Consider the following 15,523-nt stretch of genomic DNA (forward strand, 5'->3'; position numbering starts at 1 on the left):
GTCGCGCGCCGGATCCGTCCCTGCGAACCATCCATGACCGTCATCACCAACATCGAAGACCTGCGCGTACTGGCGCAGAAGCGCGTGCCGCGCATGTTCTACGACTACGCCGATTCGGGCGCCTGGACCGAAGGCACCTACCGCGCCAACGAAGAGGACTTCCACACGATCAAGCTGCGCCAGCGCGTGGCCGTCAACCTGGAGAACCGCAGCACGGCCACCACCATGGTGGGCGTACCCGCGAAGATGCCCGTGGCCATCGCGCCGGTGGGCCTGACGGGCATGCAGCATGCCGACGGCGAGATCCATGCGGCGCGCGCGGCCGAGAAGTTCGGCATTCCGTTCACGCTGTCGACCATGAGCATCTGTTCCATCGAGGACATCACGCAGAACACGACGGCACCCTTCTGGTTCCAGCTGTACATGATGCGTGACCGCGACGCCATGGCCCGCATGATCGACCGTTGCAAGGCCGCCAAATGCAGCGCGCTGGTGCTCACGCTCGACCTGCAGGTGATCGGCCAGCGCCACAAGGACCTCAAGAACGGCCTGACAGCGCCGCCGCGGCCGACGCTCAAGAACATCCTCAATCTGGCGACCAAGCCGCGCTGGGTGCTGGGCATGGCGCAGACGAAGCGCCGCACCTTTCGCAACCTGGTGGGCCATGTGAAGGGCGTGAGCGACATGAGCTCGCTGGCCGCCTGGACCAACGAGCAGTTCGATCCGCGCCTGTCGTGGGCCGACATCGAATGGGTCAAGCGGCAGTGGGGCGGCAAGCTGATCCTGAAGGGGATCATGGTCGAGGAAGACGCCCGCATGGCCGCCGATGCCGGCGCCGACGCTATCGTGGTGAGCAACCACGGCGGCCGCCAGCTCGACGGTGCGCCCAGCAGCATCTCGGCCCTGCCCGCCATCGTGGACGCGGTGGGCCACCGGCTGGAGGTATGGATGGACGGCGGCATCCGCAGCGGCCAGGACGTGCTCAAGGCCTGGGCCCTGGGGGCGCGCGGCACGATGATCGGCCGCTCGATGGTCTATGGCCTGGGCGCGATGGGCGAGGCGGGCGTGACGCGCGCGCTGCAGATCATCCACAAGGAGCTGGACACCACGATGGCCTTCTGCGGGCACACGCAACTGCAGAACGTGGACCGGAGCATTCTGTTGCCGGGGACGTATCCGGTCGCCTGAGGCCGGGGGCTCAGGGTGTTGGATGTGCCTGGGCTTTGAGGCTTTGAGGTTCTGCCTCGACAAGGGCTGGCAGGTTCCGTCGTTGTCGGTGGTCCGGCCCTGGTGCCGGTGAGGGCGTGGCGGCGCTTCAAGTGGGGCGGTCGGCGCTGCGCGCCGACTTCCCTGCGGTGCTCGGGCAAACGGGCCGCGGCAGAACTCGCTACGCGCTTCGCGCTGCGCTCAAACAACTGCCGCGAGTCAGTTCACGAAGCGGGCCTGTCCTTCGGCAGGCCCGCAGCCGTCCGCCCTGCGCTCCTCGGCACCCCACAGGCGCGCCGCCACGCCCTCACCGGCACCAGGGCCTGCGTGATGGTCGATCGGCTGGCATGAGCGCCCTGCCAGCCTCGAAAGGACGTTTGTTGGTCGGGCGCCAGTCTTGCACCGGCTCTCGCAGTGCACCCCCATCGTCTCCCGCGCGGCGGGGTCGGGGCCTGGGGGCCGCGGGCGGTTTCTGAAAAAGTATGAGCCCGCGGCCCCCAGGCCCCGGCCCCGCCGCGCGCACCCTGGCACATGCACCCCGGCGCCCGCCCCCCGACCCGAGCACAACCGAACCGACCCCGGCCTAGAACCAGCCCAGGCTGGGCCTCACCCCCAGCGCGGCGCCGGCTCGTCCTTCAGCACCTGCCGCCGCTGCGCATAGTCCGGCAGCACGCGGCCCACCTCGTCCCAGAAGCGCGGACTGTGGTCCATCACCCGCAGGTGCGCCAGCTCGTGCACCACCACGTAGTCGATGATCGGCAGCCGGTAGTGGATCAGCCGCCAGTTCAAACGGATCGAGCCATCCGCACTCGCGCTGCCCCAGCGGGTGGCGGCGTTGGACAGCGACAGTTTGGTCCACTGCACGCCCAACTGCGGCGCAAAGTGCGCCAGCCGCTCCGCGAAGACACGCCGCGCCTGTCGCGTCAGCCAGGCCTGCGCCGCATCGCGGATGCGCGCCTCGCCCACGTCCGGCGACAGTGCCAGACGTAGCACCTGCGGCGCCTCGGCGCTGCCGTCGCCCACATCCAGCAGGCCGCCCGCGCCGGCCTGGCGGTCGGTCGGGTCCAGGCGCAAGGTGACCATCCGCCCCAGAAAGGGCAGCTGGGCGCCATCGCGCCAAGCGATACGGCCAGCCTCCTGCTGCGACTCGCGCTGACGCGCCTCCGACAGCTTGCGCAGAATCCAGCCCGCCTTCTCCTGCAGGGCCGACTCGACATCGCGGATGGCCGCCCACCGCGGCGCGCGCACGGCCAGGCCCTCGCCGCTCACCGAAAAGCCGATGGTGCGGCGGTGCCCGCGGTCGAAGGCATAGGCGATGCGCACGTCACCCAGCACGATCTCGCGCGAGGCGCGCGGATGGGTGAAGACGAGGGTGCGGGCGTCCGGTGCCCGCAGCGGCCTGGCCGGCGCCGCACCGCCCTCGGGCGATGGCGCCACGCCGCGCGGCTTTGCGGGAGCGACCGGCGGCTCGACGGCCGGCGACGGCGCTGGCGCCGGCGAATCGCCAAACAGGTCCAGCGTCAGCTGCAACAGCCGGTGCATGCCTGCGCCCTGCTTGCCAGCCGCCTTCAGCGGTAGGCCTCCGGGTCCAGGCGGCGCATCTCGGCCTCGATCCAGGCCTGCACCTCGACCATGAGTTCGTCCGCCTTGCGGCCGGCACTCGGGATGGCCGGGCCGATGGACACATGCACCGTGCCCGACGTCTTGACGAAGGCCTTGCGCGGCCAGCAGCGGGCGGAGGTCACGGCAATGGGAATGACCGGCGCGCCGGTCTCCACCGCGAGCCGCGTGCCGCCCGTCTTGTACTGGCCCACCTCGCCGCGCGGGATGCGCGTGCCTTCGGGGAACATGATGATCCACACGCCCTTGCCCAGCAGCTTCTTGCCCTGCGCCACCACCTTCTGGAAGGCCTGCGTGCGCTGCTTGCGGTCGATGTGCACCATGTCCAGCCGCGACATGGCCCAGCCGAAGAAGGGCACGTACAGCAGCTCCTTCTTGAATACATAGGCCAGCGGATGCGGCATGAGCGTGGGCATCAGGAAGGTCTCATAAGTGGACTGGTGCTTGACCAGCAGCACGGCACCGGCCTCCTTGTCCTGCGGCAGGTTCTCCATGCCGATGACCACGGGCCGGATGCCGAGGATCCAGCGCGCGCCGCCGATGGCCACGCCCAGCCAGCCGGCGGCGATGCGGTAGAGCGGCTCGCCGCGCACGAAGAGCGAGGCCAGCAGCAGCACGATGGCGTAGGGGACGACGGTGACCGCCATCCACAACACGTGAAGGGTCGAACGGAGAAAGGCCATCGGAACGAGGAAGGAGGAGGAGAAGGGAGGAGGAAGCGCCGCGCCCGGCAAGTCGGACCGGATCAGGGACAGGGCCAGCCGCCACGGCGGTTGGACAGGGTCGATGCCGGACGGACCATCAGCTGCGCGGCGCCGCGGGCGCGCCGGCCGGGGGCGCGGGCGCCGCATGGGCCTCGCGCGCCAGCAGGAAGCGGACGAAGTCGGCCAGGTCCTCGTGCACCTGGGTGCCCGGCGGGAACTCCGGCGGCAGCGGATGCACGCCGCGGCAGGCCGCGCCCACGCCGGTGAGCAGCAGGTGCGGCTCGCAGCCCGCGGCGGCGCCGGCCTGCAGGTCGCGCAGGCTGTCGCCCACCGTGGGCACGCCGCGCAGGTCGATGCCGAAGCGCTCGCCGATCTGCCGGAACAGGCCCGGCTTGGGCTTGCGGCAGTCGCAGTCGTCCTCGGGACTGTGCGGGCAGTAGAAGATGGCGTCGACCCGGCCGCCGAAGGTGGCCAGCATCTTCTGCATCTTGGCGTGCATGGCGTTGAGCGAGGCCACGTCGAACAGGCCGCGGCCCAGGCCCGACTGGTTGGAGGCGATCACCACATGCCAGCCCGCCTGGTTGAGCCGTGCGATGGCTTCGAGCGCGCCGGGCAGCGGCGTCCACTCGGTGTCGCTCTTGACGAAGTCGTCGCGGTGCTCGTTGATGCTGCCGTTGCGGTCCAGGATCACCAGCTTGAGGGCCTGGCTGCGCTGCTGCTGGCGGACGTTCTCGGGCATGGTGGACTCGCTGGTGAAGGGGGAGCGAGAGGCCGGTCAGGCCGCCAGCCGCTCCAGCAGCGCCACGCGGTTCATCGCCCGGTGCAGCGCGGCCAGCAGGCCCAGGCGGTTCAGGCGCAGGTCGGCCTCTTCGGCATTGACCATCACGCCGTCGAAGAAGGCATCGACCGGCGCGCGCAGCGCAGCCAGCGTCTGCAGCGAGGCGGTGTAGTCGCCGGCGGCGAACTGCGCGTCGGCCTGCGGCACCACCTGCTGCATGGCCTGGTAGAGCGCCTGCTCGGCCGGCTCGCGCAGCAGGCCTTCGGTGACGTGGGCGTCGGCCTCGGGCGACTTCTTGAGGATGTTGCCGATGCGCTTGTTGGCGGCCGCCAGGGCCGGTGCCTCGGGCAGGCGGGCGAAGGCGCGCACGGCGGCCAGCAGGCGCGGCACCTCGGCCAGGCGCGGCGGGCGCTGGCCGAGCACGGCGTCGACTTCCTGGGCGCTGGCGCCCTGCTCGCGCAGGCTGCCGGCCAAGCGGTCCTGGATGAAGTCCAGCAGCTGGGTGCGGGCGTTGGCATCGGTGGCCAGCGGGCCCATGGCGCCGAGGGCGATGTCGATCAGTGCAGGCAGTTCCAACGGCAGGTCGCGCTCGATCAGCATGCGCACCACGCCCAGCGCATGGCGGCGCAGCGCGAAGGGGTCGCGGTCGCCGGTGGGCAGGTTGCCGATGCCGAACATGCCGGCCAGCGTCTCCAGCTTGTCGGCCAGCGCCACCGCCAGACCGACCGTGCCGCGCGGCAGCTCGTCACCGGCGAAGCGGGGCTTGTAGTGGTCCTCGATGGCGTCGGCCACGGCCGCGGGCAGGCCGTCGTTGAGCGCGTAGTAGCGACCCATGATGCCCTGCAGCTCGGGGAACTCGCCCACCATGTCGGTGACCAGGTCGGTCTTGGCCAGCCGGGCGGCCTGCTCGGCCTGGGTCACCAGCGCGCCGTCGCCCAGTTGGGCGGCGATGGCCTTGGCGATGGCCACAACGCGCTGCACGCGCTCGCCCTGCGTGCCCAGCTTGTTGTGGTAGACCACCTTGTCCAGCAGCGGCAGGCGCGATTCGAGCGTCCTCTTGCGATCCTGGTCGAAGAAGAACTTGGCGTCGGCCAGGCGCGGGCGCACTACGCGCTCGTTGCCGCCGGTGACGGCGCTCGCGTCGTCGGGGCGGATGTTGCTCACCACCAGGAAGCGGTGCGTCAGCCGGCCCTGCGCGTCCAGCAGCGGGAAGTACTTCTGGTTGGCCTTCATCGTCAGGATGAGGCATTCCTGCGGCACGCCCAGAAACTCCTGCTCGAAGCTGCAGGTGAGCACGTTGGGCCGCTCGACCAGGGCCGTGACCTCGTCCAGCAGGGCGTCGTCGCGGATCGGCTCGCAGCCATTGCCCACGGCCAGGGCGGCCGCGGCCAGCTGCCGCGCGATCTCGGCGCGGCGGGCCTCGAAGCCGGCGATGACGGCGCCCTCTTCCTCCAGCTGCAGTGCGTAGTGGTCGGCGTCGCGCAGCACGACCGGGTCGACCGCGGCCTCGAAGCGGTGGCCGTGCGTGTCGCGGCCGGCTTCCAGGCCCAGGGCGGTGACGGGCACCACCTCGGCGCCGTGCAGCGCCACCAGGCCGTGCGCCGGGCGTACGAAGCTCACGCTGCTCCAGCCGGGCAGCTCGCAGCGGGCCTCCAGCTGGTAGCTCATGACCTTGGGGATCGGCAGCTTGGCGATGGCCTCGGCCAGGGCCTTCTGCAGGCCCTCGGCCAGCGTGGCGCCGGCCACGGTGCTGTCATGGAACAGCGCCTCGGCCTTGCCATCGGGCGCGCGGCGCAGGCCGGCGGCGGCCGAGGCGTCCAGGCCCAGCGCGGCCAGCTTCTTGACCAGCGCGGGCGTGGGCCGGCCGGCAGCATCCAGGCCCACGCTGACCGGCATCAGCTTCTGCGAGACGGCCTTGTCGGCGGCGCGCGGCGCGACGTGGGTCAGGTGCGCGGCTAGGCGGCGCGGCGAGGCATAGGCCGTGAGCACCGAGGCGCCACCGGCCAGACCTTGCGCAACGAGCTGGTCGCGCAGCACGCTGGCGAAGGCGTCGCCGAGCTTCTTGAGCGCCTTGGGCGGCAGTTCCTCGACGAAGAGTTCGACGAGCAGGCTGGGATGCGAGGACGTGGCGTTCATGGCTCAGGCGGCGGCTTTCTCGCCGGCGGCGGTGGACTCGTTGTTCTTCTTGGGGATCTGCGCGACCCATTCGCGCGGCGCCAGCGGGAAGCCCAGGCGCTCGCGGCTGTCGTAGTAGCTCTGGGCCACGGCACGGGCCAGGTTGCGGATGCGGCCGATGTAGGCGGCGCGTTCGGTCACGCTGATGGCGCCGCGTGCATCCAGCAGGTTGAAGGTGTGGGCGGCCTTGAGCACCTGCTCGTAGGCGGGCAGCGCCAGCTTCTCCTGCATGAGGTGCTTCGCCTGCTTCTCGTGCGCACCGAAGGCGGTGAACAGGAAGTCGGCGTCGGAATGCTCGAAGTTGTAGGTGGACTGTTCCACCTCGTTCTGGTGGTAGATGTCGCCGTAGGTGACGCCCGGGGCGTACTCCAGGTCGAAGATGCTTTCCTTGCCCTGGATGTACATGGCCAGGCGCTCCAACCCGTAGGTGATCTCGCCGGTGATCGGCCGGCAGTCGATGCCGCCCACCTGCTGGAAGTAGGTGAACTGCGTCACCTCCATGCCGTTGAGCCAGACCTCCCAGCCCAGGCCCCAGGCGCCGAGCGTGGGGTTCTCCCAGTCGTCCTCGACGAAGCGCACGTCGTTCTTCTTCAGGTCGAAGCCCAGAGCCTCCAGGCTGCCCAGGTAGAGCTCGAGGATGTTGGAGGGCGCGGGCTTGAGCACCACCTGGAACTGGTAGTAGTGCTGCAGCCGGTTGGGGTTCTCGCCGTAGCGGCCGTCCTTGGGGCGGCGGCTGGGCTGCACGTAGGCGGCCTTCCACGGCTCGGGGCCCAGGGCGCGCAGGAAGGTGGCGGTGTGGCTGGTGCCTGCGCCCACTTCCATGTCGTAGGGTTGCAGCAGGGCGCAGCCCTGGGCGTCCCAGTAGGCCTGGAGCTTGAGGATGATCTGTTGGAAGGTCAGCATGGTGCGGGAAGAAGGCAGGCCGGAGGCAGTCGCAGCGCCGGCGCAGGGAACCGCGCATTTTATGGGCGCGCCCGCCGCGCGGCGCCGCGGCGGGCATGCGAGGCCGGCGGACGACTACACGGGCTGGCGGCGCGTGGGCCTGGCCAAGTCGGCTTCCTGTCAGGAGCATGTCGGCTTCGCCCGACACCCCGCCTGTCCCCCATGCCCGCAGCCCCTGCCCTTGCCCCTGCCGCACCGCTCTTCGTGGTGCTCAACCGTGGATCGGGCCGAGGCAGCGCCGACGAGACGCGCCAGGCCATCGAGGCCGCCTGCCGCGCCGCCGGCCGGCCGCTGACGCTGCGGGTCGTCGGCCAAGGGCGCCGCGTGCCCGACCTGGCGCGGGAAGCGGTCGAATCGGCCCTGGCACAGGGCGGCATCGCGGTCGCGGCCGGTGGCGACGGCACGATCAACGCGGTGGCCCATGCGGCCCTGCGCGCCGGCTGCGCCTTCGGCGTGCTGCCGCAGGGCACGTTCAACTACTTCAGCCGGGTGCACGGCATCCCCGCGCCCATCGAGGAATCGCTGCAGTCCCTGCTGACCGGCACGCCGCAGCCGGTGCAGGCCGGCGAGGTGAACGATCGCGCCTTCCTGGTCAATGCCAGCCTGGGCCTCTATGCCCGCATGCTGGAGGAGCGCGAGGACTTCAAGGCCCGCTTCGGCCGCCGACGCTGGGTGGCCTTCGGCGCCGCGCTGGCCACGCTGCTCAAGGGCTTTCGCACCTGGACGCTCAACGTGAGCGCCGGCGGTGGCACGCAGGTGCTGCGCACGCCCACGCTCTTCGTCGGCAACAACGCGCTGCAGTTCGAGCAGGTGGGCGTGGAGGAAGGCCAGGCCGTGGAAGACGGCGGTGCCCTGGCCGCCATCGCGCTGGAGCCGCTGGGCCGGCTCGCCATGATCGGGCTGGTGCTGCGGGCGGCCCTGGGCAGACTGGGCAGCGCCTCCAAGGTGCGCAGCTTCACCTTCCGCGAGATCGAGGTGCAGGCGGCAACCGGCGCCTCCTCCGGGCGCCGACGCGTGCGCGTGGCCACCGACGGCGAGGTGCAGTGGATGGACATGCCGCTTCGCTTCCGCGTCTCGCCGCGGCCGCTTTGGCTGGTCAAGCGCCTGGATGCGAAGGCCGAACGCGCATGAGGGACCGACCCGCGCCCATGCCTCACGCCTTGCCACCCGGGAGCCTGCCCGTCGAGCGTGACTGCGTGCTGCTGCACCTGTCCGACCCGCATTTCGGCACGGAGCAAGCGCCGGTCGTCGAAGCGCTGGTCCGGTGGGTGCATGCCCAGGCGGCCGACGCCGTGGTGGTCAGCGGCGACATCACCCAGCGCGCCACACGGGCGCAGTTCGCAGCCGCCCGCGCGTTCCTGCAGCGACTGGATGCGCCACGCGTGCTCGTCATCCCCGGCAACCACGACATTCCGCTCTTCGACCTCGGCACCCGGCTGCTTGCGCCCTACCGCCGCTACCAGGCGGCGCTGGGGGACGACCTGGAGCCCGCGCTCGACCTGCCGCACTGCCTGGTGCTGGGCGCCAAGACCACCCGCCGCTGGCGCCACAGCGACGGCGAGATCAGCCCCGCGCAGATCGATCGCGTCGCCCGCCGGCTGGCAGACGCCGGACCGACGCAGTTGCGCGTGGTGATGGTGCACCAGCCGGTGGCCGTCACCCGGCCGGAGGACCACGAGAACCTGCTGCACGGCCGCGAAGCCGCACTGGCACGCTGGGCCCAGGCCGGCGTGGACCTGGTGCTGGGCGGCCACATCCACCTGCCCTTTGCCGTGCCGCTGCCCCAGGCCGGCGGCGCCTGGGCCGTGCAGGCGGGAACGGCCGTGTCCTCGCGGGTACGATCCGGCGCCCCGAACTCGGTCAACCTGCTGCGCTGGCCTGGGCCGGGCGACGACGGACGACGCTGCTGCATGCTGGAGCGGTGGGACTTCGACGCCCGCCTCGACGCCTTCGCACTGGCGCTGACCGACACCCTGGAACTTCCGGCCCGCGGTTGACACCACCGGGCTGGACCTGTACCCGACCCAAGGATCGATGACCTCTGACGACTGGAGCGCGCTCGGTGCGCGCATGGGCAGCCTGGCCTGGACGGCCTTTCCCTTCATCGTGCTCGCGGCCATGCTGCTGGCACTGCTCGCAGGCAGCCTGGGCTTGGCTTGGCGCCGCCGCACCCGGCCAGAGCCCGATGCGCCGCCGCAGTTGGGCCGCCTCGTGCCCGGGCTCGTGATCGGCTTCCTGTTGATCATCGGCCTGGCCAGCCTGTTCACCCTGTTTGCCCGGCACCTGGGCGAGGGCCGCCCCATGGGCCGCATGGATGACGCCCTCAGCATGGCCGTGGGCACCCACACGCCCGACTGGGCGCGGCAGGCCTTCTCCGTCTTCACGCACATCGGCGACCCGCTGCCGGTCGCCACCTTCGTGCTGCTCTTCGCCCTGTTCCTGCGGCTGCGCGGCCACCCGGGCTTCGCCTCGGGCTGGCTGCTGGCGAACGCGGGGAACGCGGTCCTCAACTATTCCCTCAAGCAGATCTTCGAGCGCGTGCGGCCGGTGCACGACACGCTGCTGGTGAATGCGACGGGCTTCAGCTTTCCCAGTGGCCACAGCTCGGCCGCGATCGTGCTGTGGGGCATGCTGGCCTACCTGTGCCTGCGCATCGGACCCAAGGGCCTGCGCCTGCCGATGCTGGCACTGGCTGCGGCGATGGCCGTGGCCGTCCCGGCCAGCCGCGTGTTCCTGCAGGCGCACTTCCTGACGGACGTGGTCGCGGGCCTGTGCTCGGGCGCGGCCTGGCTGGCGATCAGCATCGTCAGTGCCGAGTCGGCGCGTCACCGGCGGCGCGCGCGGCGGTACGTGCCGGCCGCCTGAGCGCGGTTCGTGCGGCCGTGCAGCGAGAAATTCAGTGGCCCCTCGCGACACGGCACGGCACAGCGCAAGGCCACCGCATGCCGGGCCGCACAATCCCGCGCATGCTCACGATCCACCACCTGGGCCGCTCCCAGTCCGAACGCATCCTCTGGCTCTGCGAGGAGCTGGGGATTCCCTACACCCTGGTGCGCCACCAGCGCGACGCGACGACGATGCTGTCGCCGCCAGCACTCAAGGCGCTGCATCCGCTGGGCGCCGCGCCGGTGATCGAGGACGACGGTCTGGTGCTGGCCGAATCCGCCGCCATCGTCGACTACCTGATTGCCCGCCATGGCCAGGGCCGATTGCGGCTGGCGCCGGAGCATCCCGACTTCTCGCACTACCTCTACTGGTTTCACTTCGCCAACGGCAACCTGCAGCCGGTGATGGGCCGCCTGATGATGGTCAGCCGCGCCGGCCTGCCCGCCGACCATCCGGTGCAGCAGGCCGTGCAGGGCAGGCTGGACCGCGTGCTCGCACTGGTGGAAGCGCGCCTGGGCGAGGCCGAGCACCTCGCCGGCGCCGAATTCACCGCCGCCGACATCATGAGCGTCTTCTCCCTCAGCACCATGCGCCTGTTCCAGCCCGTGGACCTCGCGTCCTACCCCAACATCCGCGCGTGGTTGCAACGCATGGGCGCCCGCCCCGCCTACCAGCACGCGATGGCCAAGGGCGATCCGGATCTGGTGCCGATGCTGGGGTAGGCTCCCGCGCAGCCACCTCATGGCGGCCACATCGCCTCCGCAGCCCACCGACACAGAAGAGCCAATGCACGCACTGACAAGCCGGCGAAGAGAAGACTTCCGCCTATGACGTGGCGACGCACCTGCGCACGCCCGAGGAAATGACGGCCTACCGTGATGCTTGGCTAGAAGAGGCGCCGGACGATGCCGCCGGCATCGCTCGGGCCCTCGGCGATATCGCCCGCGCGAGGAACATGGGCCGCGTTATCAGTGAAGCCAACGTCAGCCGCGACAACTTGCGGTCCTGACGCCGGCCCGCACACGTCACCCCCTGGGCAAAAGGCCGCGGAGCAGGCCATACAGGCAGGCCCCGCGGAACCGGCTCTGCCGGGCCGCAGGGGCCGCCCCTTGAGGGGAGGCACGGCCACACGCAGTGAGGCCGTGCCATGGGGTGGTCAATATTCCCAGAAGATCCGCTGCAACTCCTTCGTGTCGCGCGTCTTCGTCAGCGCCACCATCGCCAGGATGCGCGCCTTCTGCGGGTTCAGGTCGTGCGCCACCACCCAGTCGTACTTGTCGTCCGGCTGCTCGGCATTGCGCAGCACGAAGCCGCCGGTGTTCACGCGCGAGCTGCGGATGATCTGCACGCCGTCGCTGCGCAGCTTCTGCAGCGCGGGCACGGCGCGGTCGGCCACCGAGCCGTTGCCGGTGCCGGCATGGACGAGCGCGGCCTTGCCCTTGCCGATGGCCTCGTACTGGGCGGCGGGCACGTTGCCGTAGCCGTAGGCGATGTCCACGGCGGGCAACGTGGTGATCTGGTCGATGTCGAACTCCGACTGCATCGTGTGCTTCTTCACCGGCGCGCGGAACCAGTAGCTCTTGCCCTCGACGATCATGCCCAGCGGGCCCCACTGGCTCTTGAAGGCCTCGGTCTTGATGTTGATGGCCTTGGCCACGTCGCGGCCCGACTGGATCTCGTCGTTCATCGTCACCAGCACGCCCTTGCCCGATGCGTCCTTGCTGGCGGCGACGTTGACGGCGTCGTACAGGTTCAGCGCGCCGTCGGCCGACAGGGCGGTGCCGGGGCGCATGGAGCCGACCACCACGATGGGCTTGGCCGTGTGCACCGTCAGGTTGAGGAAGTACGCCGTCTCTTCGAGCGTGTCGGTGCCGTGGGTGACGACGATGCCATCCACGTCGGCCTGCTTGGCCAGGGCCGAGACGCGCTTGGCCAGGGTCAGCAGGTTGTCGTTGGTGAAGCTTTCCGACGCGATCTGGAACACCTGCTCGCCGCGCACGGTGGCCACCTTCGACAGCTCGGGCAGGCCGGCGATCAGCTTGTCCACCGGCACCTTGGCGGCGGCATAGGTGGCGCTGTTGGCGGCCGAGGCGCCTGCGCCGGCGATGGTGCCGCCGGTGGCCAGGATCACCACGTTGGGCAGGGCCTGCTGGGCCTGGGCCAGGGCGGCGCCGGCCATGAGCGCGGCGCCAGCGGCGAGAGCGCGAAGACGGTAGGAAAGGTACATGCGGAAACTCCGTTCTTGATGTGGGATCACACGGCCTGCACGCTCCTGAAGCAAGCGCTGCGGACTTGCTGCAGGACCCTCGATGCGGCCGCCCGCAACGCTACTCATGATTTGTGCCGCGGCCGGCCCGGGTCGATGCCGAAGCGGCATCCGGCCATGCCCCGCAGTACCATCGCGCGACTCTCGACCGCCCTCGCGCTGCGCCTTGCCTCCCCATCTCTCCGATCCCGACCTGCCTGCCGACGGCACCCCGCCCCCGCAGGAGATGCCCGCGCCCGACGGGCCTCTGTCGCGCGCACGCCCCGGGCGCGAGCGCATCCTGGCGGCCATCCGCGCGGCGGCCATCACCGAGTTCAGCCTGCATGGCCTCAAGGGCACCTCCACCCAGGCCATCGCCCAGCGCGCGGGTCTGACCAAGCCGCAGCTGCACTACTACATCGCCGGCAAGGAAGAGCTGTATTCCGAGCTGCTGATGCAGGTGCTGCACGAGTGGAAGGTGGTGTTCTCCTTCGACGAGCATGCCAACGACCCGGCCCGGGTGCTGGCGGCCTATGTGCGCCAGAAGCTGGACCATGCCTTCGACAAGCCGGAGATGTCGCGCATCTTCACGCGCGAGGTGCTGGACGGCGGCCGCAACCTGGAGCGCTTCTGGCCCATGTCGCGCCAGTGGACGCAGAAGAAGATCGACATCATCGACGGCTGGATCGCCCGCGGCCTGATGCGCCCGCTCGATGGCCGGCTGCTGCTGCAGCACATCTGGGCCATGACCCAGTACCACGCCGACTATGCGCTGCAGGTGCGCTCGATGGGCGGCCTGGCCGATGACGCGCACATCGACCGCGAGCCCATCGCGCGCGAGCTGATCGGTTTCGTACTGGCCGGCTGCGGCATGGCGGTGCCGGCGGACGCCTGACGGCGGCCCGTCTCGCGCCCCCTCTTTCTCCCGTCTCCGACCTGCTCGCACCGCCCCGGTGCATCCGCCCTGGCACGCCACGTGCTTAATTTGACCGATTGCTCTGACTCATCGGTCAAACACCATGCGCGTGCTCGTCGTCTACTGCCATCCAGTCGAAACCAGCTTCGCTTCGGCCATGCACCAGGAGGTGCTGCGCAACCTGCGCGCCGCGGGCCACGAGGTGGACGACTGCGACCTCTATGCCGAGGGCTTCAACCCGGTGATGTCGCGCGAGGAGCGCCTGGGCTACCACGACGTACCGGCCAACCGGGTGCCGCTGCAGCCCTACATCGAGCGGCTGGAGCGCGCCGAGGCCATCGTGTTCTGCTTCCCGACCTGGTGCTTCGGCCTGCCGGCCATGCTCAAGGGCTGGTTCGACCGGCTGTTGATGCCCGGCGTGGCCTTCGACATCAGCGACCCGGCCAACGTCCGGCCGATGTTGCGCAACATCAAGCGGATCAGCGCCGTCGTCACCTACGGCCGGCCGCGCTGGATGGCCTGGTACATGGGCGATCCGCCGCGCAAGATCATCACCCGCTACATGAAGCGGCTCACCGCGGCCCAGGCGCGGGTGGACTACCACGCGCACTACCACATGAACGTGGCCACCGAGGCGCAGCTGGACCGCTTCAAGGCCCGCGTCGGCGCCGCCATGGCGGCCTTCCGCTAAGCAGCGCGCCATGCACGCCCGCTCCGAATACCGCCCACCGGAGGCCCGGCCATGACCGCGCATTCCACGCCCGCCGTATTGCGCCATGCCCGCCTGCCGGCCTGGCTGCTGGCCGAAGACTGGCCGCACACCGACGGCCGCCCCGTGCTGGCGCGCATCGAACTGGCGCAGGGGCGCGTGCGCAGCGTGACGCCCGAAGACGACCGCGCACCCGAGCCCGGCGCCTGGCACCTGTACGGCGCCCTGGTGCTGCCCGGCCTGGTCGATGCCCACGTGCACCTGGACAAGACCTTCACCCTGGCGCGCATCCCCGAGGTGCAACCCGGCCTGCTCGGCGCCATCGAGGCCTCGGTGGCCGACATGGCCCGCTGGACGCCCGAGGACATCCATGCCCGCGCCAGCCAGGGCCTGCAGTGGGCCTGGGAGGCCGGCACCACGCTGCTGCGCACCCATGTCAACTGGCCCGAGATCGGCCCCCTGCCCTGCGCCTGGCCGGTACTCGACCGCCTGGCCCATGACTGGGCCGACCGCCTCGCGCTGCAGTTGGTGAGCCTGACGAAGCTCGACAGCTTTGCCGACCCGGCCGCCGCCCGCACCGTGGCGGCGCAGGTCAAGGCCACCGGGCCGCATGCGCTGATGGGCGGCTTCGTGCACTCCACCAACTGGGACGCGCAGGCCCTGCGCCACCTGCTGGAGGCGGCCCAGGCGCGGGACCTGGACGTCGACCTGCATGTGGACGAGGAACTGCACGCCGAGGCTGAAGGTTTGCTGGGCACGGCGCGCATCGCCCGCGAACTGGGCTTTGCCGGCCGCATCGTCTGCGGCCATGTCTGCGCGCTGGCCGCCATGCCCGAATCCCGCGCCCTCGCCATCCTGGACGAGGTGGCACGCGCGCCCATCACCCTGGTCAGCCTGCCCATCACCAACCTGCTGCTGCAGGACGCCCGCACCGGCCGCACGCCGCGCCAGCGCGGCCTGACGCTGGTGAAGGAGGCGCGCGCCCGCGGCATTCCGCTGCTCTTCGCCAGCGACAACGTGCAGGACCCGTTCTGCCCCGTCGGCAGCTACGACCCGCTCGAAGGCATGGCCGCGGCGGTGCTCGCCGGCCAGCTGGACGCGCCCTTCGACCGCTGGTCCGACACGCTGTGCCGCGCCGACTTCCTGGCCCGCGGCACGCCCGGCCCCACGCGGCTGCAAGGCCAGCCGGCCGACCTGCTGATCTTTCCCCAGGCCGATGCCAGCGCCTGGCCCTCGCGCACCAGCCTACGCGTGGTGCTGCGCACCGGCGTGGCCCATGGCGCAGCGCCGACGGCCTTCCTGCCGCCCCGGGCCGCCGCCACCGCCTGACACGCCTCCCCCG

General features: G+C 70.8%; 14 protein-coding genes and 1 pseudogene. 9 read left to right on the top strand and 6 right to left on the bottom strand.

Translation table 11 applies throughout. The features are described 5' to 3' along the window. Positions 1 to 33 precede the first annotated feature (33 nt). Positions 34 to 1,188, top strand: a complete 1,155-nt coding sequence (locus tag DFR41_RS24545; RefSeq protein ID WP_114804660.1) for an alpha-hydroxy acid oxidase — start codon at positions 34 to 36, stop codon at positions 1,186 to 1,188. 624 nt (positions 1,189 to 1,812) lie between these two features. Here DFR41_RS24545 and DFR41_RS24550 read toward each other — a convergent pair. The 5 genes from DFR41_RS24550 to glyQ form a co-directional block, all read right to left on the bottom strand. Further along, positions 1,813 to 2,748 carry a M48 family metallopeptidase gene (locus DFR41_RS24550; RefSeq protein WP_114804661.1) on the bottom strand — a complete coding sequence of 312 codons (936 nt, stop codon included), beginning with the start codon at positions 2,746 to 2,748 and terminating at the stop codon, positions 1,813 to 1,815. 26 nt (positions 2,749 to 2,774) lie between these two features. Then, positions 2,775 to 3,509, bottom strand: coding sequence for a lysophospholipid acyltransferase family protein (locus DFR41_RS24555; protein ID WP_114804682.1), 735 nt, complete (start codon positions 3,507 to 3,509; stop codon positions 2,775 to 2,777). A gap of 118 nt (positions 3,510 to 3,627) precedes the next feature. Further along, complete coding sequence (gene gmhB, locus DFR41_RS24560; RefSeq protein WP_114804662.1) at positions 3,628 to 4,269, bottom strand: D-glycero-beta-D-manno-heptose 1,7-bisphosphate 7-phosphatase; 642 nt, start codon at positions 4,267 to 4,269, stop codon at positions 3,628 to 3,630. Between the two features lie 36 nt (positions 4,270 to 4,305). After that, positions 4,306 to 6,444: a glycine--tRNA ligase subunit beta gene (gene glyS, locus DFR41_RS24565; RefSeq protein ID WP_114804663.1), complete on the bottom strand. Its 2,139-nt coding sequence runs from the start codon at positions 6,442 to 6,444 to the stop codon at positions 4,306 to 4,308. A 3-nt stretch (positions 6,445 to 6,447) separates the two neighbouring features. Beyond that, positions 6,448 to 7,386, bottom strand: a complete 939-nt coding sequence (glyQ, locus tag DFR41_RS24570) for a glycine--tRNA ligase subunit alpha (protein ID WP_114804664.1) — start codon at positions 7,384 to 7,386, stop codon at positions 6,448 to 6,450. A 201-nt stretch (positions 7,387 to 7,587) separates the two neighbouring features. On the opposite strand from glyQ, the gene DFR41_RS24575 reads away from it, so the two are divergent. The 5 genes and pseudogenes from DFR41_RS24575 to DFR41_RS27800 all read left to right on the top strand — a co-directional run. Further along, complete coding sequence (locus tag DFR41_RS24575) at positions 7,588 to 8,556, top strand: diacylglycerol/lipid kinase family protein (RefSeq protein WP_114804665.1); 969 nt, start codon at positions 7,588 to 7,590, stop codon at positions 8,554 to 8,556. Between the two features lie 17 nt (positions 8,557 to 8,573). After that, entirely contained in the window at positions 8,574 to 9,422 is an 849-nt protein-coding gene (locus DFR41_RS24580) for a metallophosphoesterase family protein (RefSeq protein WP_052383736.1), read from the top strand. Positions 9,423 to 9,459: 37 nt separating this feature from the next. Beyond that, entirely contained in the window at positions 9,460 to 10,290 is an 831-nt protein-coding gene (locus DFR41_RS24585) for a phosphatase PAP2 family protein (RefSeq protein ID WP_114804666.1), read from the top strand. 101 nt (positions 10,291 to 10,391) lie between these two features. Next, entirely contained in the window at positions 10,392 to 11,033 is a 642-nt protein-coding gene (locus tag DFR41_RS24590; protein WP_114804667.1) for a glutathione S-transferase family protein, read from the top strand. A 107-nt stretch (positions 11,034 to 11,140) separates the two neighbouring features. Next, positions 11,141 to 11,320, top strand: a pseudogene (locus tag DFR41_RS27800) (helix-turn-helix domain-containing transcriptional regulator); the annotation flags it as partial. A gap of 147 nt (positions 11,321 to 11,467) precedes the next feature. On the opposite strand, the gene DFR41_RS24595 reads toward DFR41_RS27800, so the two are convergent. Beyond that, positions 11,468 to 12,538 (bottom strand): type II asparaginase, encoded by a 1,071-nt coding sequence (locus DFR41_RS24595; protein ID WP_114804668.1) that lies wholly within the window; start codon positions 12,536 to 12,538, stop codon positions 11,468 to 11,470. Positions 12,539 to 12,803: 265 nt separating this feature from the next. Here DFR41_RS24595 and DFR41_RS24600 point away from each other — a divergent pair, with 265 nt between their 5' ends. From DFR41_RS24600 to DFR41_RS24610, 3 genes are all read left to right on the top strand, one after another. Further along, positions 12,804 to 13,451 carry a TetR family transcriptional regulator C-terminal domain-containing protein gene (locus DFR41_RS24600; protein ID WP_114804669.1) on the top strand — a complete coding sequence of 216 codons (648 nt, stop codon included), beginning with the start codon at positions 12,804 to 12,806 and terminating at the stop codon, positions 13,449 to 13,451. 124 nt (positions 13,452 to 13,575) lie between these two features. Beyond that, positions 13,576 to 14,163 carry an NAD(P)H-dependent oxidoreductase gene (locus tag DFR41_RS24605; protein WP_017760471.1) on the top strand — a complete coding sequence of 196 codons (588 nt, stop codon included), beginning with the start codon at positions 13,576 to 13,578 and terminating at the stop codon, positions 14,161 to 14,163. A 51-nt stretch (positions 14,164 to 14,214) separates the two neighbouring features. Then, positions 14,215 to 15,510 (top strand): amidohydrolase family protein, encoded by a 1,296-nt coding sequence (locus tag DFR41_RS24610; RefSeq protein ID WP_114804670.1) that lies wholly within the window; start codon positions 14,215 to 14,217, stop codon positions 15,508 to 15,510. The last annotated feature ends 13 nt before the right edge of the window (positions 15,511 to 15,523 follow it).

Origin of the sequence: Pseudacidovorax intermedius (assembly GCF_003350475.1) — a bacterium.
Lineage (GTDB): Bacteria > Pseudomonadota > Gammaproteobacteria > Burkholderiales > Burkholderiaceae_C > Xenophilus > Xenophilus intermedius.